Origin of the sequence: Streptomyces sp. CA-135486, from assembly GCF_050936555.1 — a bacterium.
Classification (GTDB): Bacteria; Actinomycetota; Actinomycetes; order Streptomycetales; family Streptomycetaceae; genus Streptomyces.
The window spans coordinates 3,708,159-3,725,730 of sequence record NZ_JBNJMM010000002.1 but is presented as its reverse complement, the minus strand read 5'-3'; the positions used below and the strand labels follow the sequence as shown (position 1 = coordinate 3,725,730).

Sequence of the window (17,572 nt, the reverse complement as noted above, 5' to 3'; positions counted from 1 at the left end):
AGACGGCAGAGACCTGCGCATCACCGGAAACCGAGATCACCACACCTCCACCCGGCAGACGTTCGCGGTCAACGCACTAGTAGGACTCCGTTAGGTCTGTCTTGATCTTGGTGGCCTCTTGTTGGGGAGAGGTCGGTGGCAGGTGGTGCAGGTGCCGGTCCAGCAGTTCAGCAGGTCTTGGATGGTGTCGAGGGTCTGGTAGAGGGTGAGTCCGTTGTATCGGCTTTTGGGGCCAGTCGCTGCTCGGTGAGGAAGGCATGGGCGGCGGTGACCAGGGTGGTGTGGTGGTGCCAGCCGGTCCAGGAGCGGCCTTCGAAGTGGTCCAGGCCCAGGCCGTGTTTGAGTTCGCGGTAGTCGTGCTCGATGCGCCAGCGGATCTTCGCCAGGCGGACCAGCTCCGGGATCGGGGTGTCCTCGGGCAGGTCGGACAGCCAAAAGCGGGTCGGTTTGTCCTCGCCGTCGGGCCATTCGGTCAGCAGTCGTACCTCGGGCAGGACGCCGTCCCACCGGCCGTGCTCGGTCACTGCGGCTGCCTGGGCCAGCCGGCGTGAGCGCACTCCCGCCGGCCGGACCTGCACCGCGAGGAAGCGGGAGGTCATCGGGCCGCGGGAGCCTTCCCGCCAGGTCACCTCGCTGAAGGCTTCCCGTCCGGCGGCCGTTGCCAGTTCCGCGACCGTCACCGCCGGCTGCCGGTAGCGGGGAACGGGCCGGCGGCCGTTTCCGGACCAGGCGGGGGCGGTGGGGTGTGCCTCGTGCGGCTGGACGGTGATGTCGCCGCGGATGCCGACCACATACGCGTGTCCCCGCTCAGCCAGGCCGGAGCGGAAGTCCGCGTTCTGGCCGTAACCGGCATCCGCCACCACGACCGGCGGCGCAAGATGCCATGTGGTCAGTTCGTCCAGGGCGTCCAGTGCCAGCCGCCACTTCTCCCGGTGTCCGATGTCCTTGGGGACGCCGGCCCGCTGGCGCCGGACGGTGTCATCGGCCCACTCCTTGGGCAGGAAGAGCCGCCAGTTCAGCGGGCACGAGGCCGTGTCGGAGACGGCGTGCACGCTCACCGCGACCTGGCAGTTGGCCTGCTTGCCCAGCGCACCGCAGTACTGGGGAGCTACCCCGACCGACATCCTTCCGTCCTTGGGGAACGACACGTCATCGACCGCCCAGGCCTCCGGGCCGATCTGCGGCACCATCCGCTCGGCGATCCGTCGACCCACCGGCACTGGGTCCCACGTGGACTGGTTCACGAACTGCTGCAGGTTCTGCTCATTACCGTCCGGCAGTCGCGAGGCCATGGCCTGGACGGACTTGCGACGGCCGTCCGTCATCAGTCCCCGCAGGTAGCAGTCGCTCTTGGCCCGCTGGTCCTTGCGCGGCACCGAGGCGAACACGTCCGCCACGAATAACGCCAACGTCGCCCGAATACGGTTCACTTCATGTGCGTCCACCCACTCACCATGCCCGCGAACAAGGTCGACACACAGACCTAACGGAGTCCTACTAGCAGGACTCCGTTATGCCGACGTGGGGCTGGGTGGGCTGCCTGCGTCCAGCAGGGCGTGGCTGCACGTCCACAGCTCGTCCTGCGTCCCGCAGTACCGGAGCCGACGCGCTTTCTCCCTCAGCAGCGCCTCCCAGGCGTCGCACCAGGGGCCGACCGTGAAGCCGCGCGAGACGGCGGCGAGCAGCACCAGCCCGCGCTTCTGGTCCCCGCCGCCGGCCCGTGCGTACTCGACGAACGACCGGGCCAGCGCCATGCGGTCGGCCTCCGGCAGGCCGCACAGCACGCTCGTGACGCCGAAGCCCTCGTCCCACTGGTCCGTCGGGAAGAGCAGGGCGTGTGACAGCACGGTGAGGTCGCCCTTGCCGACCAAATCCCGGATGTAGTCCACCCGTTTCCGTGACTCCCACGGTGACGTCACCAGATCCATGGCGCCGACAGTAAGGGCACTCTGCGCCCACCTGCGGCGACGCGGCATCTGCCACACCATCCCGGAGAAGACCGACCAGCAACGACACCGATGGAACAGAGCCCGTCGCGGTGGCCGGCCAGGGCCACCGGTGCCGCCCGGCGCGCCCCGGGCGTACCCGTGCCGGTCTGCGGTGGCCATGGTCCGGTCGGCCCTGGAAGTACGTCCGTCCGACGGAATCCGCCCCGAACAGGGCACGCCGTAGTGAACGCGGGCCCGCCGCCGGGCCACCGTGGTGCAGTAAGCGGGTGCTAGGGATGGGGTGCGCGGATGTCGGAGTCGAGCCGGGCTGTGAGCCGGCGCAGTCTGCTCGTTGCCGGCACGGCGGTGGCGTCCGCCGTCGCTGCCGGCGAGTCCAGTGCTTTCGCCAACGGCGAGGCGGTGTTACGGGACTCGGACAGGGGTGACGACGCCCGCCGGGCAAGGATTGACGTCCATCACCATTTCACCGCTCCGGCATGGGTGGACTGGGCAGAGCGTGAGGGCCTGGTGCGGCGACAGGAGCTGCCGTGGTGGGCGCGTTGGGATCTGGACTCCACGCTCACGCTGATGGACCGGGTGGGGATCGCAACCGCCGTCCTCAACCCCACCATGCAGGACCGGTACCGCTCCGCGGCGCAGGCCAAGGAAGGTCTCACCATCGTCTTGGAGGCGTTGACCGACTTGGCGACCGCGCACCCGGGCCGTTTCGCCTTCCTCGGCCCTGCCCTCCTGGACCATCCCGAAGTCACCACGTGGGCTCTCCGACGGGCCCTCGATGAGCTCGGTGCCGTTGGAGTGAGCGTGAAAGCCAACTACAACGGTGTCTACCTCGGTGATCCCTTGTACGACCGCTTCCTCGCCGAACTCGACGAACGCGCCGCGGTCCTTGCCACGCACCCGCTCGATCTCCCGGGCGGACCACCCGGCGTGCCCACCGTCCCCGGAATCCCGAACTTCATGTGCGATTTCCTGCTGGACACCACGCGTGCCGCTGTGAACCTGATCCGCACCAGGACACTCGACCGCTTCCCGCATCTGTCGATCATCCTGCCGCACGCCGGCGGATTCCTCCCTCAGATCGCCACCCGCCTGGAGGCCTTCGGGGACTTCTGTACCCCGCCCATCGATGCTGCCCGTGTACGGGACTACCTCCACCGCTTCTACTACGACACGGCGGGCCCAATGGCCCCCACGGGCACCCTGGTGGCCACCGCCGGTGCCGATCGGCTCCTCTTCGGCACCGACTGGCCGGCCACCCCCGCCGACATCATCACCGACATCGCGGTGCCGGCCCTCGAGGCCGACCACGCGCTCACCCACCGCCAGCGCCGCGGCATCAACCGCGACAACGCTCTCCGCCTCATGCCCGCACTGAACGGCACCTGGGGTTCGTTTCAAGAGAGCCCCGCCTTGAGGCCGTCGCCTTTAACGCCACCAACCCGGCCGGGAGCGGGCGTTCGTCGGGCCGATGTCAGGAGCTCGTGAGGATGACGAGTTGCTGGGTCGCTCGGGTCATCGCGACATAGTGGTCGACCGCTCCTTCGATGCCCTTGCCGAACGCCTCTGGGTCGATGAGGACGACCAGGTCGAATTCGAGCCCCTTCGACAGCTCCGGGGTCAGCGACCGGACGCGGGACGTCGTCCGGAACGTGGGATCGCCGATGACGCAGGCGGTCCCGTCGGCATGCGCGGCGAGCCAGGTGTCGAGAATCGAGCTCAGATCCGCAGCAGATCCGTGTACGACGGGGACGTCGCTGTTGCGGATGGAGGTCGGCACGTTGGCGTCCGGGAGGACGGCCCGGATGACCGGCTCGGCTTCCGCCATGATTCCTTCCGGCGTCCGGTAGTTGATGCTCAGGGAGGCCAGGTTGATCCGGTCGAGCCCGATCCGCTCGAGCCGTTCCCGCCACGACTCCGTGAACCCGTGCCTGGCCTGGGCACGATCCCCGACGATGGTGAAGCTCCGGGACGGGCACCGGAGCAGCAACATCTGCCACTCTGCGTCGGTCAGTTCCTGAGCCTCGTCCACGACGATGTGCGCGAACGGGCCGGCGAGCAGGTCCGGTTCGGTGCCGGGCAGTGCGGTCTCGTCGACCAGGGTGTCCTGCAGGTCCTGTCCGTGCAGCATCCCCACCGCGCCTTCGCTCTCGTCGATCAGGGTGTTCTGCAGCAGGCTGTCGATGACGTCGGCCCTGCGCGCACGTTCGTCGGCGACGGCGGCTTCGCGCCGACGCTTACGCAGTGACGCCTCCGGGTCGCCGAGCCGCTGCCGGGCCGTGTCCAGGAGAGGCAGGTCGGACACCGTCCAGGCCTGGGCGTCCTCGCGCTGCAGCTGCCGTACGTCATCGGGGCTGAGCCAGGGAGCGCACTTCCGCAGGTAGGCGGGTACCGACCACAGGTCTCCGACGAGGTCGGCCGCTTCGAGCAGCGGCCACGCGCGGTTGAAGGCCGTGAGCAGCTCCCTGTTCTGCTGCAGCGACTTGCGGAGCAGGTCGGCCGAGGCGTCGCCGTCGTGCTTGTCCACCAGGATCGTGAGCAGCTCCTCCCAGATCTGGTCGCGCGCCTCGTTGTGCGGAGTACCGGGTGCTGATTCGAACGCCACGGCCCAGTCGTCGGCGCTCAGCCAGATGTCGGACCAGTGGGTCGTGACCGTCATCCCCTTGCTGGGCGGCTCCTCGTAGAACCTGACGGCCGGTTCGATCGCCTTCACCAGGTTCGCGGACGACTTCAGAAGGGCCACGTTCGGGTCGGCCTCGACCGATGCTGCGGCTCCCTCGGCGACGAGGTCCCGCAGGGTGCAGGTCTGCACGCCCTCCTCTCCGAGGCTGGGCAGGACGTCGGCGACGTAGGCCAGGTAGGGCCGGTGGGGACCGACGAACAGGACGCCGCCCCTGCGGTGACCGAGGCGAGGGTCGGAGTAGAGGAGGTAGGCGGAGCGGTGCAGAGCGACGACGGTCTTCCCCGTACCCGGACCACCGTCGACGACGAGAGCGCCGCGGGATCGGGCGCGGATGATGGCGTCCTGGTCGGCCTGGATGGTGCCGAGCACGTCCCGCATCCGTGGTGACCGGTTGCTGCCCAAGCTGGCGATGAAGGCCGACTGGTCGTCGAGCGCGGCGTGCCGTTCCAGCCCGTCCGAGGTGAACACCTCATCCCAGTAGTCGCTGATCCGGCCGCGGGTCCAGCGATACCTGCGGCGGCTTGCCAGCCCCATCGGGTTGCCGTGGGTGGCTCCGAAGAACGGCTCAGCCGCCGGGGAGCGCCAGTCGACCAGCAGCCGACGACCCGCGCTGTCCGTAAGACCAAGTCGTCCGACGTACACGGTCTCGGGGTTGCCCGCGCTGACCATGTGTCCGAGGCACAGGTCCAAACCGAAGCGACGCAGTGCGCGCAGGCGAGCGGTCAGCCGGTGGATCTCCATGTCCCGGTCCATCGCCTGCCGGCCTACGCCGCCGGGCGCCTTGCGCTCGGCATCGAGACGGTCGGACAGATCGGCGATCGACTGCTCGAGGCACTCCGCGATGGCCGCGAAGTGCTGTTCATCGCCTGCGATCAGCGTCGGGTCGGCCTTGGGAGAGAGGTGGTCGGGAAGGTCAAACGCCCTGGTAGTCAGGGGTTTCACGTTATGGGCTCCGATCTGAGGTCACTTGCGACCATTGCGTGCAGCAAGGCGTCTGGACCGGCGTGACGAACCTGGTGGCCATGACGGGCAACGCTCCGCCTGACGTGGACCCCGTGGCCGTTGTCGGTTCAGGTCGCCAGGGCTTGTAAGTTCTCGTGTTCTGGGTCCTGGCTCGACGATCCCGCGTGGTTCACGCGGACACGGGCGGCCTTTCCCGGCTGATCGCGTCGAGCAGCAGCTTCGCGGCCACCGTCGCCCCGTCGGTGCGGATCGTGCCGGCCACGGCCCTCGCTCGTGCGCGGGTCTCGGGGGCAAGTGCCGTCCTGAGCGCGGCCGACAGGGACTCGGTGGCCGGAGTCGGACCGCCGTGTGCCGCGCCGATGCCCAGGCCGGCCACCCGGCCGGCCCAGTACGGCTGGTCCACAATCTGGGGTACCACCACCTGAGGCGCGCCGGCCCGGGTGGCCGTCGTCGTGGTGCCCGCGCCGCCGTGGTGCACGACGGCGGCCACCCGGCCGAACAGTGCCTGCTGGTTGACCTCGCCGACGACGAAGCAGTCGTCGACGTCGTCGATCGGGGCCAGGTCGGCCCAGCCGCGGGCGAGGACTACGCGACGGCCGTGTGCGCGGCTCGCTTCAATGGCTACCCGGGCGATGTCCTTCGGGGCGTGCGCGGCCATGCTGCCGAAGCCCACGTACACCGGCGGTGCGCCGGCATCCAGGAACGCCTCCAACTCTTCCGGGAGTGGGCGGTCGTCGGGCAGGATCCACGCCCCGGTCTGCACGATGTCGAGGTCCGTTATGCCCTGCGACGGACACAGCGTCGCGTCTGCCGCCAGCCACGGCTGGTCGGTGAAGACGTAGTCGCGGACGTTGTCCACCGGCGGCAGGCCGATCGCCGCCCGATGACTGTTGAGCGCCTCGCCGTACAACGCGTTCACCCTCTGGGCGTCCTGCTCCCACAGCACCCGGTTGTCGGTCTCGTCCTGCGGGGATGGCTTGCCCGGCCGCGCCCCAGGAGGGAAGTGCCGCGACGGCAGTCCGAAGACATGGAAGCACGCGTACACGTAGCGGATGCCCAGTTTCTCGGCCACGTCCCGCGCGCCGGCCGGCATCAGGCCGGTTGCCAGCAGCGCGTCACATCCCTCGGCCGCCGCGGTGAGTGTGTCGAACCGCGCGGCGACCAGCTCGGGAGCGAGCCGGAACGCGTCTTCGGCCGTCGATGGCTTCGTGCCGGCGACCACCGAGCGCACCGTCGGGCCGAGCGGCACCAGCGGCACGCCGACACGCGCCAGCAGCGCCGCGAACTCCTCGTCCGGTGGCGCGCACACCCGCACCTGCGCGCCGAGTTCCCGCAACCCCACCGCCAGTCCCGCCAGCGGTTCGACGTCTCCGCGCGATCCCCACGTCGACAACAACACTCGCACTTCGCAACTCCCATTTCCGCAGGCTCCGGCTTTCGGCCGCCGATTCTGCGGTACAACCAGGGCCTTGCCGCAAGCCCCCCGGTGCGCTATAAGTTGAGAGTGGCAAGGAGTGGGATCTCCTTGCCTTTGCCTTTTGGTCGTCCGCTGTGGACGGACAACCTCCTCGGGAAGCGGCGCCGCGCCCGCGTACGGCTGCATCCGTCGGCCCAGGAGGATCTCCCGTCGGCCAACGGATGCAGCTGCGGAACGAAGTTCTTCACCCTCTTCACGAGCCACTGGCGGCCGGCGATCAGTCCGAGGCTGTCCGCCCGTCCGGTGAATGCCCCTACCAAACCGCATCCGGGCCTGCTGCCCTCGACTTCCGGCCGGCGATCTGCGTGAAGGTCGGCATTCCGGCGTCCACGTGTGTCGCCCGATGGCTGATCGTCCTGTCGAGGTTTGCGGTTTGGGGTCGTGTGATGCGGATGGCTCGGGTGCCGGTGTGGGTGGGTTGGGGCCAGGCATGGTGTTCACCCCGTTTGAGCCGGTAGTTGGACATTTTGCGTTTCACGACTCTGGGCTGGCTGCGGAGTCGTCTGACGGGCAGGAGTCGTTCCAGGAGGTCCTGCTGCAGCATCACCAGTGCCCTGACCAGGAGGTCAGGGGGAAAAGCTGCCCGGCGTGACGGTCACGCTGCGACGGGCAGAGCGCAGCGTTTCGGTGAAGGAGACCCGGTCGGGGTCCAGGTCACGGGTGGCGGCCGTTCTCAGCATGAGTTCGCGCAGGGCGTGGTGGACCAGCAGGTGCGCCCAGATCTGCTGGCGGACACCGTCGGGGGTTTTGCTGCTGAGTACGACCCGCGCGCCGCGCTGATAAGTTTTGATCTCGGCGAAGACGGACTCGACTTCCCAGCGTTCGCGGTAGAGGGCGGCGAGTTGCCGGGCCGGATACCGTCGGGCGTCCAGCAGGCTGGTGATCAGGCGGTAGCCGCCGGCTGCACCCGCACTGGCGTGGTCCTTGAGCTGGTAGGCCAGGACACGGACCTCGACCGGCTCGTTCCGGGCCGGGCCGCTGCTCGCGTGGATGCGGGAGAGCCATGATCCGTCACGGAACTGGTTGGTGACGGGCAGGACGCGGTTGGCGGGCACCCGCCACAGCAGATCAGCGCCGGTGGCGGTGAACGCCTGCCACAACCCGGCACCGAGGAACTCCCGGTCGGCCAGGACGAGCTGGTCCGGGCCGGCCGAACGCGGCAGGCGGCCGACCAGGGTGACTTCCCCGGTGCGGCAGCCGGCGAGTTCCGCGTCCAGCACCGCATGACTGCCCACCTCCACCAGGGCAGCCATCCGCACCTGCGGAAATGCGCTTCTGCCCGTCCCGCGGCCACTGCCCGGCCGTCCGAAGGCGGCCTCGTTGGCTTCGGTGTCCGCGACGTCCCAGCAGGTCCCGTCCACGGCCAGCAGCCGCAGCCCACGCCAGAACGCCCCGGGCGTGGTTTCGGTGGCCATCGGCCTCGCGGTCGTGGTGAACAGCACCCGCAGCGGCTCCGAACCCAGCCGCTGCCGGGCTCTGAACAGCGACGACTTCGCCGGAACGTGCCAGTCACCCAGGAGCCCCATGCCCCGCAGACCCTCGACCAAGTGCCGCATCACTTCCAGATACGGCGCCGGAGAGAACAGGGCCAGCCCCAGCACGAAGTACACCACCAGCCGGGCGGGAAGCAGCCGTTTACGTTGCTCTGCCCGCCCGCACGCGGCCACCACCCGATCCACCAATCCCGGTGGATACACCCAGGTCAACAGCCCCAGACCCGATAACTCAGACACACTCGCAGCCACCCAAACCACCCCCGGGCCTCGCTGCCAAGCAGCCTACGCCCCAAGCTAAAACAACTGCATTGCGTCTAGTCCTTGAAGTAATGACCTTCTTCGAGGTCCCGGATGAGCGCGGGCTCCATGGGGTGCCATCCCAGCTGCCTCTGGGTCAGGGTGCTTGAGGTCGGGTTGTCGAGCGGCACAAAGGCGGACAGAAAGCCGAAGTGCTCGCCCTCGCCCACGTCCTCGGCAGCGATGCCGACGACCGGTAGCTTCAACTGGCGGCCGATAACCTCAGCGATGTCACGGAATGGCACGCCCTCCTCGGCGGCTCCGTGCACTGTCGAGCCGGCCGGAGCGGCTTCCACGGCCAGCCGGAACAGGCGCGCCGCATCGAGTCGGTGCACGGCGGGCCAGCGGTTCGATCCGTCGCCGACGAAGGCTGACACGCCCTTCTCGCGGGCGATGTCGATCAGGCGCGGGACGAAGCCCTTGTCGCCCTCGCCATGCACGGTCGGCGCGAGCCGCACGACCGACGAGCGCACCCCGCGCTCGGCCATCGACATGGCCGCGTTCTCCGATGCGATCCGGGGCGCTGTCGACCCGGGGTCGGGCGCGACCTCTTCGGTCCCGAGGCGCCCCGGCGCGATCATCGTGAGCATCAGAGTTCCCGAGGTGACCACGAGGGGCTTGCCGGTACCTTCGAGCGCTGCCCCGAGAGTCTCGACGGCATACAGGTCCAGCTTGCCGTTGCCGACGAAGTCCGAGAAGTCGTGGTTGTAGGCAAGATGGATGACGCCGTCCGCTGCGGCGGCACCGTCGTGCAGGCTGTCGAGGTCGTCGAGGGCGCCGCGGTGCACCTCGGCGCCGGCGGTCTTCAACGCTTCGACGGCCGCGTCCGAGCGGGCGAGGCCGACGACCTGATGCCCGGCGCCGAGGAGTTCGCGGACAACCGCAGATCCGATGAATCCGGTTGCTCCGGTGACGAATACGCGCACAGTAGGAATCCCTTGGTTGGTTCGAGTCGACCCGCCACCAGAAGGCGACAGGCTCGTACCTCCACGCTAGGAACGGCCTTGGACGTGCGTCCAAGACCTGTTTCGCATTGGGCAATACGCAGCAGGCATCACCCCAGGCCATGGCTATCACCGAAGCCTCAGTCAGCGAGCAGAGTGGCTACCATGTGGGTATGCCTGACTCGCCGTCGCCTCCGGCGGACCTTGATCTGCGCCTGGTGCGGTACTTCACCGTCGTCGCCGACCATCTGCATTTCGGCCGCGCCGCCGCCGCGCTGCATCTCGCGCAGCCGTCCCTGAGCCGGCAGATCCGCCGCCTCGAACAGCAGCTGGGTGCCCGCCTGTTGGACCGCACCCCGCAGGGCAGTCGGCTCACCGAGGCCGGGAAGGTCTTCCTGCCCCGGGCCGAGGCGCTGCTGCGATCGGCCACCCAGGCCGTGGCCTCGACCCGTGCCGCTGCCGAGCCCAGCCGGGTCACCATCGGCTACACGACGGGCCTCATCGTCACGCCGGCGGTGCGCGAGCTGCGGCGCCGGCACCCGGACGCAGACGTACGAACCCTGCATCTGGCCTGGAACGAGCGGCACGCGGCCCTGCTCGACCACCGAGTGGACGCGGCGGTGACCCGGCTGCCGTTCCCCACCGACCAGTTGCATGTGACGGTCCTCTACGACGAGCCCCGAGTGCTCGTGGTACCCCTCGACCACCGCCTGGCCGGCAAGGAATCCGTCACCCTCGACGACATCGCCGACGAACCCCTCCTCCGGGTGCCCGACCCGGCATGGAACGCCTTCTGGCGCATCGACCCCCGGCCCGACGGAAGCCCGGCACCCGACGGTCCCCTCGCCGAAGCCCTCGAGGACAAGCTCGAACTCGTCGCCGCCGGGCAGGCCGTGACCATCTCGGCCGCCCCCCGCGCCAATAGCTTCCGCCCCGACCTCACCACGGTCCCCCTGCACGGCGTCGAGCCGAGCCACGTCGTGCTGGCGACCCGCGCCGACGACCACAACCGCCTGGTGACGGCCTTCCGCAGGTCCGCCGAAGCCCATCTCATGCGCCCCGGCCCTGCCGAGCCGGTGAGCGCCCCTCCCCCACGATCCGAGGAATGACTGGCACCGCACCGGCACCACACCTGCAACGCCGACGGCACTATCGAGGAACGGCCCCGGAACAACACACAACATGGCCCATGGCATCGCCACAAAGAAGGGTTACATCGCAGTGAGCAGAGCGGAGTACGTCGCGGAGGAGATCTGCGACATCGAGCAGCTCGCCACCGATATCAGGCGCGCGTTCCCGAGTGGTTTACCCAGACTCCTGATCGGCATCGACGGGCCGGGCGCTTCGGGCAAAAGCACTCTGGCGACCCTGCTGGCAAGGGCGCTGGGCGGTGCGGAGGTCGTTCACGGTGACGACTTCTACCGCCCGTCCGCAACCCGTCCCGATGGCGATGTCACGGCGGGCGGGCAGTTCGATCTGGACAGACTGAGGCGACAGGTGGTGTCACCAGCCGCTGCCGGCCAGGACGTCACGTACCAGGTCTACGACTGGGACCGCGACGAACTGGGTGCGTGGGTGACCGTACCGAACAGCACACCGCTGATCGTGGAGGGCGTCTACACCACGGAGCTCCGATTGCGCGACGATTACACCTACCGGATCTTCTGCCTCGCCGACCGCGAACTACGACTGAACCGCGGTCTGGCCCGGGACGGCGAGTCCGCACGCTCCCAATGGGTGGATGAATGGATGCCCGCCGAGGACCATTACCTGGCCCAGCAGCGCCCGGACGTGGCCGCCGACACCGTCCTCATCGCAAACGGCGCGGACGCTGACCACCCCGTCTTCCACTGGCAATGAGACCTGACAGTGATCAAGACCACTGACTTGGAACATGGAGCGACATGGCGGACGACCATTCCCTGAGTGCCCAGACGGCAGACCAGGCCGAGAATCCGTGGGCTCACGATGGCGATCGCAACGGACACGCGTGCTTCGAGTCCGGGCAGCCAGGTGCGGCCAAAGCGCGAGCCTCTTTGAGAATCTCCTCCCGGGGATCCCGGTCGGCTCCCCCGACGACCAGTCGGGCGCCAGGCCCGAGCAGTGCGATCGGTTCGATGTCGAGGACCCACCCTCCCCGATCGCTCCCTGACCGACGCGGATAATGAGATCTTGGTTGGGCTGGTCCGGGGGGCTGGGCCAGGTTGGCATCGAGTAGGTGTGAGGGGCGGCGGGGACGTGGAGTTGCTGGACGGGTCGGATCCCGAGGCTGTTGGTGGCTATCCATTGCTGGCGCGGCTCGGTGAGGGTGGCATGGGGCGGGTGTATCTGTCCCGGACTGTGTCCGGGCGTCCACTCGCGTTGAAGACGGTGCGTCCCGAGTTCGGGCGGGAGCCGGGGTTCGAGGAGCGGTTCGCGCGTGAGATCCGTAACAGCGACCGGGTGCGCTCCCCTTGGACTACTGCGGTCGTGGACTACAGCCCTGTGGGGCAACGGCCGCAGTGGCTCGCCACGGAGTACGTGGCCGCACCTTCCTTGACGGAGTGGGTACAGCGGTACGGCCGGCTCCCCGAGCAGTCCGTACTGGCTCTGGCGGCCGAGCTGTGCGGGGCACTGGCGGCGGTGCATGCGACGGGACTTGCCCACCGGGACGTCAAGCCGTCCAATGTGCTGCTGGGCCGCCGTAGTCCTTTCCTCATCGACTTCGGGATCGCGCGCGCTGTGGAGGACTCGCGTCACACGCAGACCGGCGGCGTGATCGGTTCTCCGGCTTATCTCGCGCCGGAGCAGGCAAGTGCCGGGGGATCCGGTGCGCCGGGAGATGTCTTCTCCCTGGCTGCGGTGCTGGTGTACGCGGCGACCGGACTCGGCCCCTTCTCCCACCCGGACGAGGAAGCCTCGGCCGCGGTGTTGCTGTACCGCATCGTGCACGAGGAGCCGGTCCTCGACGGGGTTCCGGCCTCCCTGGTCTCGCTGCTGCGGTCCTGCCTGGCCAAGAACCCGCAGCAGCGGCCTACGGCCACTGCCATCGGCGCGCTGCTGGAACGCCTGGGCGGCAGGGCCGGTGCCTGGCCGCACCTGCTCCCTGAGGCGCTGGAGAGGGATATCGCGGTGCGGGAGGCGGAGGCGCACGCGTTGATTTCCGCGGCAGCACAACCGCCGCATATGGCAACGGTGTCACGTGGGGGTGCGGATGCCCCGGCTACTGACGCCGGAAGTGCAGCCGCCTCCCCGGATACCGGTTTCCTGCGACGGCGGTTGTCCGGCCGTACCGCCGGGGCGGTCGCAGGGACCATCGCCGCAGCCCTGATCGCGACGGCGGGCACACTCCTCGTACAGCATCTGGCGGGCAATGACGCATCCGGCGCGACGCCTTCGCAGTCTCCCACCGTCGCTTCTCTGCCCGCGTCGTGGTCGGGTACATGGGTCGGCATCGGCCCGGGCACCCCATCCGCCGACGGCCTCACCCGGGCTCGCACCAATCAGTTCGCCGTCACCCTGACCCTCCACCCGGCACTGCGCGGTGAATTGGCGGGCAAGCAGGTCAGCAAGGTGAGAGAAGTGGGCACCGGCCGTGAACTGGGCTGCACCGAGGCGTTGGAGCTTCGGGAGGTACGCGGGACGTTCATGGTCTTCGAGGCGGTCACCAGCCACCCCACCGACCAGTCGGCCGCCGTCTCCTGCCCCATGGGACATATCTACCTCGTCAAGATGACCAACCGCGACACCCTGGGCCTGGAGGACGAAGGTGCCCAGTCCGCAGGCGCGCCGTCCACTCTCACCCGGCGCTGACGGCCGCGGCCGCCGTTCCCCGGCCACATGGGCGCGCCGACGCGGCCTCAAGGTGGCGGTCGGCGTCGGCACGGCGACCGGGAGGTGCTGGCAGCGAACCTGTTCGTGGCGGCTCAGCCGACCGGGAAGGTGGCACCGGGTGCGGCGTAGTCGATGGGACCGTCAAAGCGGGTCGAGGCACGGGCTACTGCCTGCTGCGGGGTGAGGAAACGCCCGACGTGCGTAACGATCAACCGTCCCGCCTGCGCCGCACGTGCGGTGTCACCGGTGTCCTCCGGTGTGTGGTGAACCTGTTCCCCCGCACTCGGGGCCTGCGCGCTCTCGGCCTCGCACAGCAGCACATCGCACCCCTCGGCCAGACTCGTCAAGCCAGGGCAGGGGGCCGTGTCCCCGGAGTACACCAGCGACCGGCCCGCGGCCTCGACACGCAGGCCGAAGGCTGGGATGCCATGCGCCACCGCCCGGCTGGCCAGCGTGAGCGCGCCGACCCGCACCCGATGCCCGTCGTGCAGTTCCTCGACGGCGAAGGCGGATTCGATCGGGCTGCGGATGGAGGTGTTGGTGAGAAAGTGAGCCAGCCGATCGGCGATGCCCGGCGGACCGTACAGGGGGATTGGAGCGGTGAGCTGGATGTCGGCGTAGAGCACGCCGTAGTAGGCGGTAAGGAGGTCTGCGCTGTGATCGGCGTGCAGATGCGAGATCCAGATCGCGTCCAACTTGTCCAGCCGGACGTGTCGTTGCAGCTGAGCCAGCGTCCCGCTGCCCGCATCCACCCACACCCGAGTGTCCCCGCCGGACACCAGGTAGCCGGAGCAAGGGTTGTCCACACTCGGGTATGGCGTTGCACAACCCAGAACCGTAAGACGGAGAAGCTCGCTGGTCATCCGGGAAGTCTAGAACGCTTGATCCATAGGTATTGACTATTTTCCACGGGCACGCCGGTCGGCTTCTGCACCGCTGGGCACTGCCCGAGGGCGTTGACTGTCACCTCGCCATGAAGGGTCCAGTCCCGCCCGTTCTCGGGTAGGGACCGTTTCCCGCGCCGGTACGGTGACGCAGTGCACATATCGTTGATCGGTGACCGAAAGGTCTGCCCACGTCGGCTCCTGCGATGGGCGGGCGCTCCGGTACTGGCCTTGCTGCTCGCCTTGGCGGTGTTCACCGACCTTGATGAACGCGTGGTGCCCACGCCCTCCGGCGCCGAGCCCTTTGCCTTTGCCGGTGACTGGGTTCCGGTGTATTCCGGGGCGCTGTCGGCGTTGCTCGCCTCGTGGGTGATGTTCAGTCGGCGATCGCGCGCTTCAGATGCGGCGGTCGTGGCGGCGGTCTGGAGTGTCGTGACCTCCGTCGTCTATGTCCACCTGCCGCGGAACATGGTGACCAGCGAGCACAGCCACGCCGAGACGCTGGGTGTGCTGGTGCTGGTGGCCCTCGCTGTGCGCAGTTGTCCACCCCGCCGGGTCGTGCTGGCCACCGCCGCGGTGGCTGTGGCGCTCGCGGCTGTGCCTTTGTACCGCGACCCGGAAGCCGGAAGGGGGCCGTTGCTCCTCCTGGGTCTGGTGTGCGCCGTCGGCTGCGGTCTGCTGCTGCGCCTGAAGCGTGCTCACCGGACCCAGGGGGAGAAGTTGGGACGGCAGGAGGAACGTCTGGCTCTCGCACGTGACCTGCACGACACCGTCGCCCATCAGGTGACGGCGATCGTCGTCCAGGCACAGGCGGTCCGCCACGTGACGCGGGTCGGTACTCCGGATCCCGAGACGCTGGACGAGGTGCTGAGTGCCATTGAGAACGCAGGAAGCGAGGCGCTCACGTGGTCACCGTGTGCACGATGGCACTCTCCACCGCGTTCGGCTGGTGGTTGGAACCGGTCAGCAAGCAGGACAATGCCCTCTACTGGGTGGCGGGCAGCGCCACGGGCCCGGTGCCGATGGCGATCACCTGCTCACCATGGTCGGCGGTGTGGCGATCGGCATGGTCCTGCGCCGCACGCTGAACATGCTGTCCAGATCCGGCTCAACGAGGTACGAGGACGCTAGTGCGCAAGAGCGCGGCCTCGTGCAACACGCTTCGGAGCAGGTCCGGTGAAGCACCGTCAGCGCCGTTGAAAGCATGGCGGTTGTGGCCGAACAGGGCTGGGTACGTCACCGGGATCCAATGAAGCAGTGCAGGAGGGGGATCAGGAGTGAAGAGGAGCCCGACGGAGTTCGAGGGGCGCAGGGTGTCAGTGACAACCAACGTCTTCTCCGTGCCTGTCGAGAGACGGGGTGGCAGTCATGAGTGACCGTTACACAGAGCTTGTCGTATCCCCGGACAAGAGCCGATTCGGCCGCGTGGCACTGGCAATCGTACCGGCCGCCATCCTGCCGGGCATCAGCTTGACGCTCATGCTCGCGCGCGGGCGCGGAACCAGTGAGGGGCTCGGGCCGACGTCTGTACCGGCGGTCATCGTCCTCGTCGCGCTCCCGTTCCTGTGGTACTTGACGTATGCGGTCCTGCACACCATGAACTCGTACGTGTCACTCGTGGACGGCGCCGTCCTGGTGCGTAACTGGGCGCGTCGGCTGACCATCATCGAAGGGCCCGGCTTCCTGGTCCGGACACATATCGACTCGAGCGGTATCGCCGGCGCGGTGATCATCGTGGGTGACGACCGTGCCGCCGTGATGCTCAATCCCCGGCAGTGGCGTGAAGCCGAACTCAACACGGTGTGGCGTGATGCGGAGCTTCAGGAGCAGCCCGGGGGCATGCCGACTCCGCGTGAGCTGCGCCGGCGCTACCCGACCATCCGGATACCTCTCTACATCCGGCATCCCGGCATCGTCTATACCTTCTGGACCATCCTCGTCATTCTCTACATCGGAGTAGTGGTCAACGTCTTCGCCCGTATCTGAGGGGGCGGCGAACCGGACGCCGGCGAGGTGTCCGAGGCACCCGTACGCCCGGGCCGGCCTCAGGGGCGCAGCCGCTCGGCCGCGCCCCTGCTCTCAGAACCAGGACTCGTGAACAAAGCCAACTCACCCACTCTGCAGATCCTGCGGCGCTGCATAACGCCGCCCGGAAGTCCGGCTCCCGGACCTGTTGCAGCTACGCGGGCATGCCGTCGCCCTCGCGGCCGGGGTCCAGAGTGCCCAGGTAAGTGCCCAGCGGCTGGAGCGCCGCCCACAGTTGCTCGAAGTAGGCGGCGAAGTAGCTCATGAAGGTAGGGTCCTCCACGCTGAAACCGTTCAATTTCTGGCGCGGGCCGCCCGAGAACGCAAGGAAGACCGCGGATTCGTCGATCAGCGCCATGTTCAGGCCGTCGGCTGCGGCGGTCCAGCGGAGGACGCTCGCCTCGTAGCTGAGAATGTGCTTGCTGGCCTCGTGGTGCTGGCGCGCCCAGGCGAGCATGTCCCGGTCCGCCACGCCGTCGTGCTCAGGTACGCCGATGATGCGCCGTACACAGCGTTCGTCGTCGCTGTCCTGTGCCGCCCATCCCAGGATGGCCTCGAAGTACTCGGCGGAAGCCCGGGTGGTGTACTGCGTCGGCGGGTAGCGCCGCGTATAGGTGACGCGGATCTCCGAACGGGCTTGGCGGACGCGCTCCGACGCTGCCTCGTAGAACTCGCGATTGTTCCGATACCAGCGCGCGGCCAGCATGGCGTCGCACTCGATCGGCGGATGCGCGAGCGGGACAGGCGTGGATGCGGGTAAGCCCTCGCGCAGTTGGTCGATCTGCCTCCTGGCGCGCAGCCAATGGTCCTTCCACTCCCCTGCCTTCCCGCCGCATGCCTCCACGAACGACGCCGTGTGTTCCCAGTTGGGGAATCGTCGGCCGTTCAGGATCGCCGAGACCGTACTGCGCCCGCACCCCATTCTCCGGGCCAGGGCCTCCTCAGTGGGTTCCTTCAAGGTGCGTCGTCGCAGCTCACGCAGCTGGGCGGCGAAGGCGAGTTGAGGCTCGGGCGGAGGCGATGGCTTGCGCGTGCCGGGCATGG

The 17,572-nt window shown here is 68.5% G+C and carries 14 protein-coding genes; 6 read left to right on the top strand and 8 right to left on the bottom strand.

Annotated features, from left to right (window positions below; genetic code table 11):
- Positions 1-167 precede the first annotated feature (167 nt).
- On the bottom strand, positions 168-1,445 hold the full coding sequence (locus ACQEVG_RS36375) for an IS701 family transposase (protein ID WP_432984330.1): 1,278 nt from the start codon (positions 1,443-1,445) through the stop codon (positions 168-170).
- Between the two features lie 66 nt (positions 1,446-1,511).
- On the bottom strand, positions 1,512-1,928 hold the full coding sequence (locus ACQEVG_RS36370; RefSeq protein WP_432991941.1) for a hypothetical protein: 417 nt from the start codon (positions 1,926-1,928) through the stop codon (positions 1,512-1,514).
- A gap of 309 nt (positions 1,929-2,237) precedes the next feature.
- Between ACQEVG_RS36370 and ACQEVG_RS36365 the strand changes: the two genes are divergently transcribed.
- Entirely contained in the window at positions 2,238-3,434 is a 1,197-nt protein-coding gene (locus ACQEVG_RS36365) for an amidohydrolase family protein (RefSeq protein ID WP_432991939.1), read from the top strand.
- Here ACQEVG_RS36365 and helR read toward each other — a convergent pair.
- From helR to ACQEVG_RS36345, 4 genes are all read right to left on the bottom strand, one after another.
- On the bottom strand, positions 3,421-5,571 hold the full coding sequence (gene helR / locus ACQEVG_RS36360) for an RNA polymerase recycling motor ATPase HelR (protein WP_432991937.1): 2,151 nt from the start codon (positions 5,569-5,571) through the stop codon (positions 3,421-3,423). The two genes, ACQEVG_RS36365 and helR, sit on opposite strands and share 14 nt — an antisense overlap.
- 190 nt (positions 5,572-5,761) lie before the next feature.
- Positions 5,762-6,997 carry a glycosyltransferase gene (locus tag ACQEVG_RS36355; RefSeq protein WP_432991935.1) on the bottom strand — a complete coding sequence of 412 codons (1,236 nt, stop codon included), beginning with the start codon at positions 6,995-6,997 and terminating at the stop codon, positions 5,762-5,764.
- 638 nt (positions 6,998-7,635) lie between these two features.
- Positions 7,636-8,802 (bottom strand): IS4 family transposase, encoded by a 1,167-nt coding sequence (locus ACQEVG_RS36350; protein WP_432991933.1) that lies wholly within the window; start codon positions 8,800-8,802, stop codon positions 7,636-7,638.
- Between the two features lie 77 nt (positions 8,803-8,879).
- Positions 8,880-9,788, bottom strand: coding sequence for an SDR family oxidoreductase (locus ACQEVG_RS36345; RefSeq protein ID WP_432991931.1), 909 nt, complete (start codon positions 9,786-9,788; stop codon positions 8,880-8,882).
- 191 nt (positions 9,789-9,979) lie between these two features.
- Here ACQEVG_RS36345 and ACQEVG_RS36340 point away from each other — a divergent pair, with 191 nt between their 5' ends.
- The 3 genes from ACQEVG_RS36340 (at position 9,980) to ACQEVG_RS36330 (ending at position 13,598) form a co-directional block, all read left to right on the top strand.
- Positions 9,980-10,915: a LysR family transcriptional regulator gene (locus ACQEVG_RS36340; protein ID WP_432991929.1), complete on the top strand. Its 936-nt coding sequence runs from the start codon at positions 9,980-9,982 to the stop codon at positions 10,913-10,915.
- Between the two features lie 112 nt (positions 10,916-11,027).
- Positions 11,028-11,666 (top strand): uridine kinase family protein, encoded by a 639-nt coding sequence (locus ACQEVG_RS36335; RefSeq protein ID WP_432991927.1) that lies wholly within the window; start codon positions 11,028-11,030, stop codon positions 11,664-11,666.
- A 378-nt stretch (positions 11,667-12,044) separates the two neighbouring features.
- Positions 12,045-13,598, top strand: coding sequence for a serine/threonine-protein kinase (locus tag ACQEVG_RS36330; protein ID WP_432991925.1), 1,554 nt, complete (start codon positions 12,045-12,047; stop codon positions 13,596-13,598).
- Positions 13,599-13,711: 113 nt separating this feature from the next.
- Here the strand turns inward: ACQEVG_RS36330 and ACQEVG_RS36325 are convergent, their stop codons facing one another.
- On the bottom strand, positions 13,712-14,482 hold the full coding sequence (locus tag ACQEVG_RS36325; RefSeq protein WP_432991923.1) for an MBL fold metallo-hydrolase: 771 nt from the start codon (positions 14,480-14,482) through the stop codon (positions 13,712-13,714).
- 252 nt (positions 14,483-14,734) lie between these two features.
- Here ACQEVG_RS36325 and ACQEVG_RS36320 point away from each other — a divergent pair, with 252 nt between their 5' ends.
- Both ACQEVG_RS36320 and ACQEVG_RS36315 read left to right on the top strand, forming a co-directional pair.
- Positions 14,735-15,634: a histidine kinase dimerization/phosphoacceptor domain-containing protein gene (locus tag ACQEVG_RS36320; protein WP_432991921.1), complete on the top strand. Its 900-nt coding sequence runs from the start codon at positions 14,735-14,737 to the stop codon at positions 15,632-15,634.
- A gap of 237 nt (positions 15,635-15,871) precedes the next feature.
- The gene (locus ACQEVG_RS36315; RefSeq protein WP_432991919.1) at positions 15,872-16,489 is read left to right on the top strand and encodes a hypothetical protein; all 618 of its coding nucleotides are present in this window, start codon (positions 15,872-15,874) and stop codon (positions 16,487-16,489) included.
- 193 nt (positions 16,490-16,682) lie between these two features.
- Here the strand turns inward: ACQEVG_RS36315 and ACQEVG_RS36310 are convergent, their stop codons facing one another.
- Positions 16,683-17,570, bottom strand: a complete 888-nt coding sequence (locus ACQEVG_RS36310; protein ID WP_432991917.1) for a helix-turn-helix domain-containing protein — start codon at positions 17,568-17,570, stop codon at positions 16,683-16,685.
- Positions 17,571-17,572: the final 2 nt, after the last annotated feature.

Coding starts and splice junctions, on each gene's coding strand:
- ACQEVG_RS36370 (WP_432991941.1), bottom strand. CDS start 1,928: ATGGATCTGGTGACGTCACCGTGGGAGTCACGGAAACGGGTGGACTAC.
- ACQEVG_RS36365 (WP_432991939.1), top strand. CDS start 2,238: ATGTCGGAGTCGAGCCGGGCTGTGAGCCGGCGCAGTCTGCTCGTTGCC.
- ACQEVG_RS36340 (WP_432991929.1), top strand. CDS start 9,980: ATGCCTGACTCGCCGTCGCCTCCGGCGGACCTTGATCTGCGCCTGGTG.
- ACQEVG_RS36325 (WP_432991923.1), bottom strand. CDS start 14,482: ATGACCAGCGAGCTTCTCCGTCTTACGGTTCTGGGTTGTGCAACGCCA.
- ACQEVG_RS36315 (WP_432991919.1), top strand. CDS start 15,872: ATGAGTGACCGTTACACAGAGCTTGTCGTATCCCCGGACAAGAGCCGA.
- ACQEVG_RS36310 (WP_432991917.1), bottom strand. CDS start 17,570: ATGCCCGGCACGCGCAAGCCATCGCCTCCGCCCGAGCCTCAACTCGCC.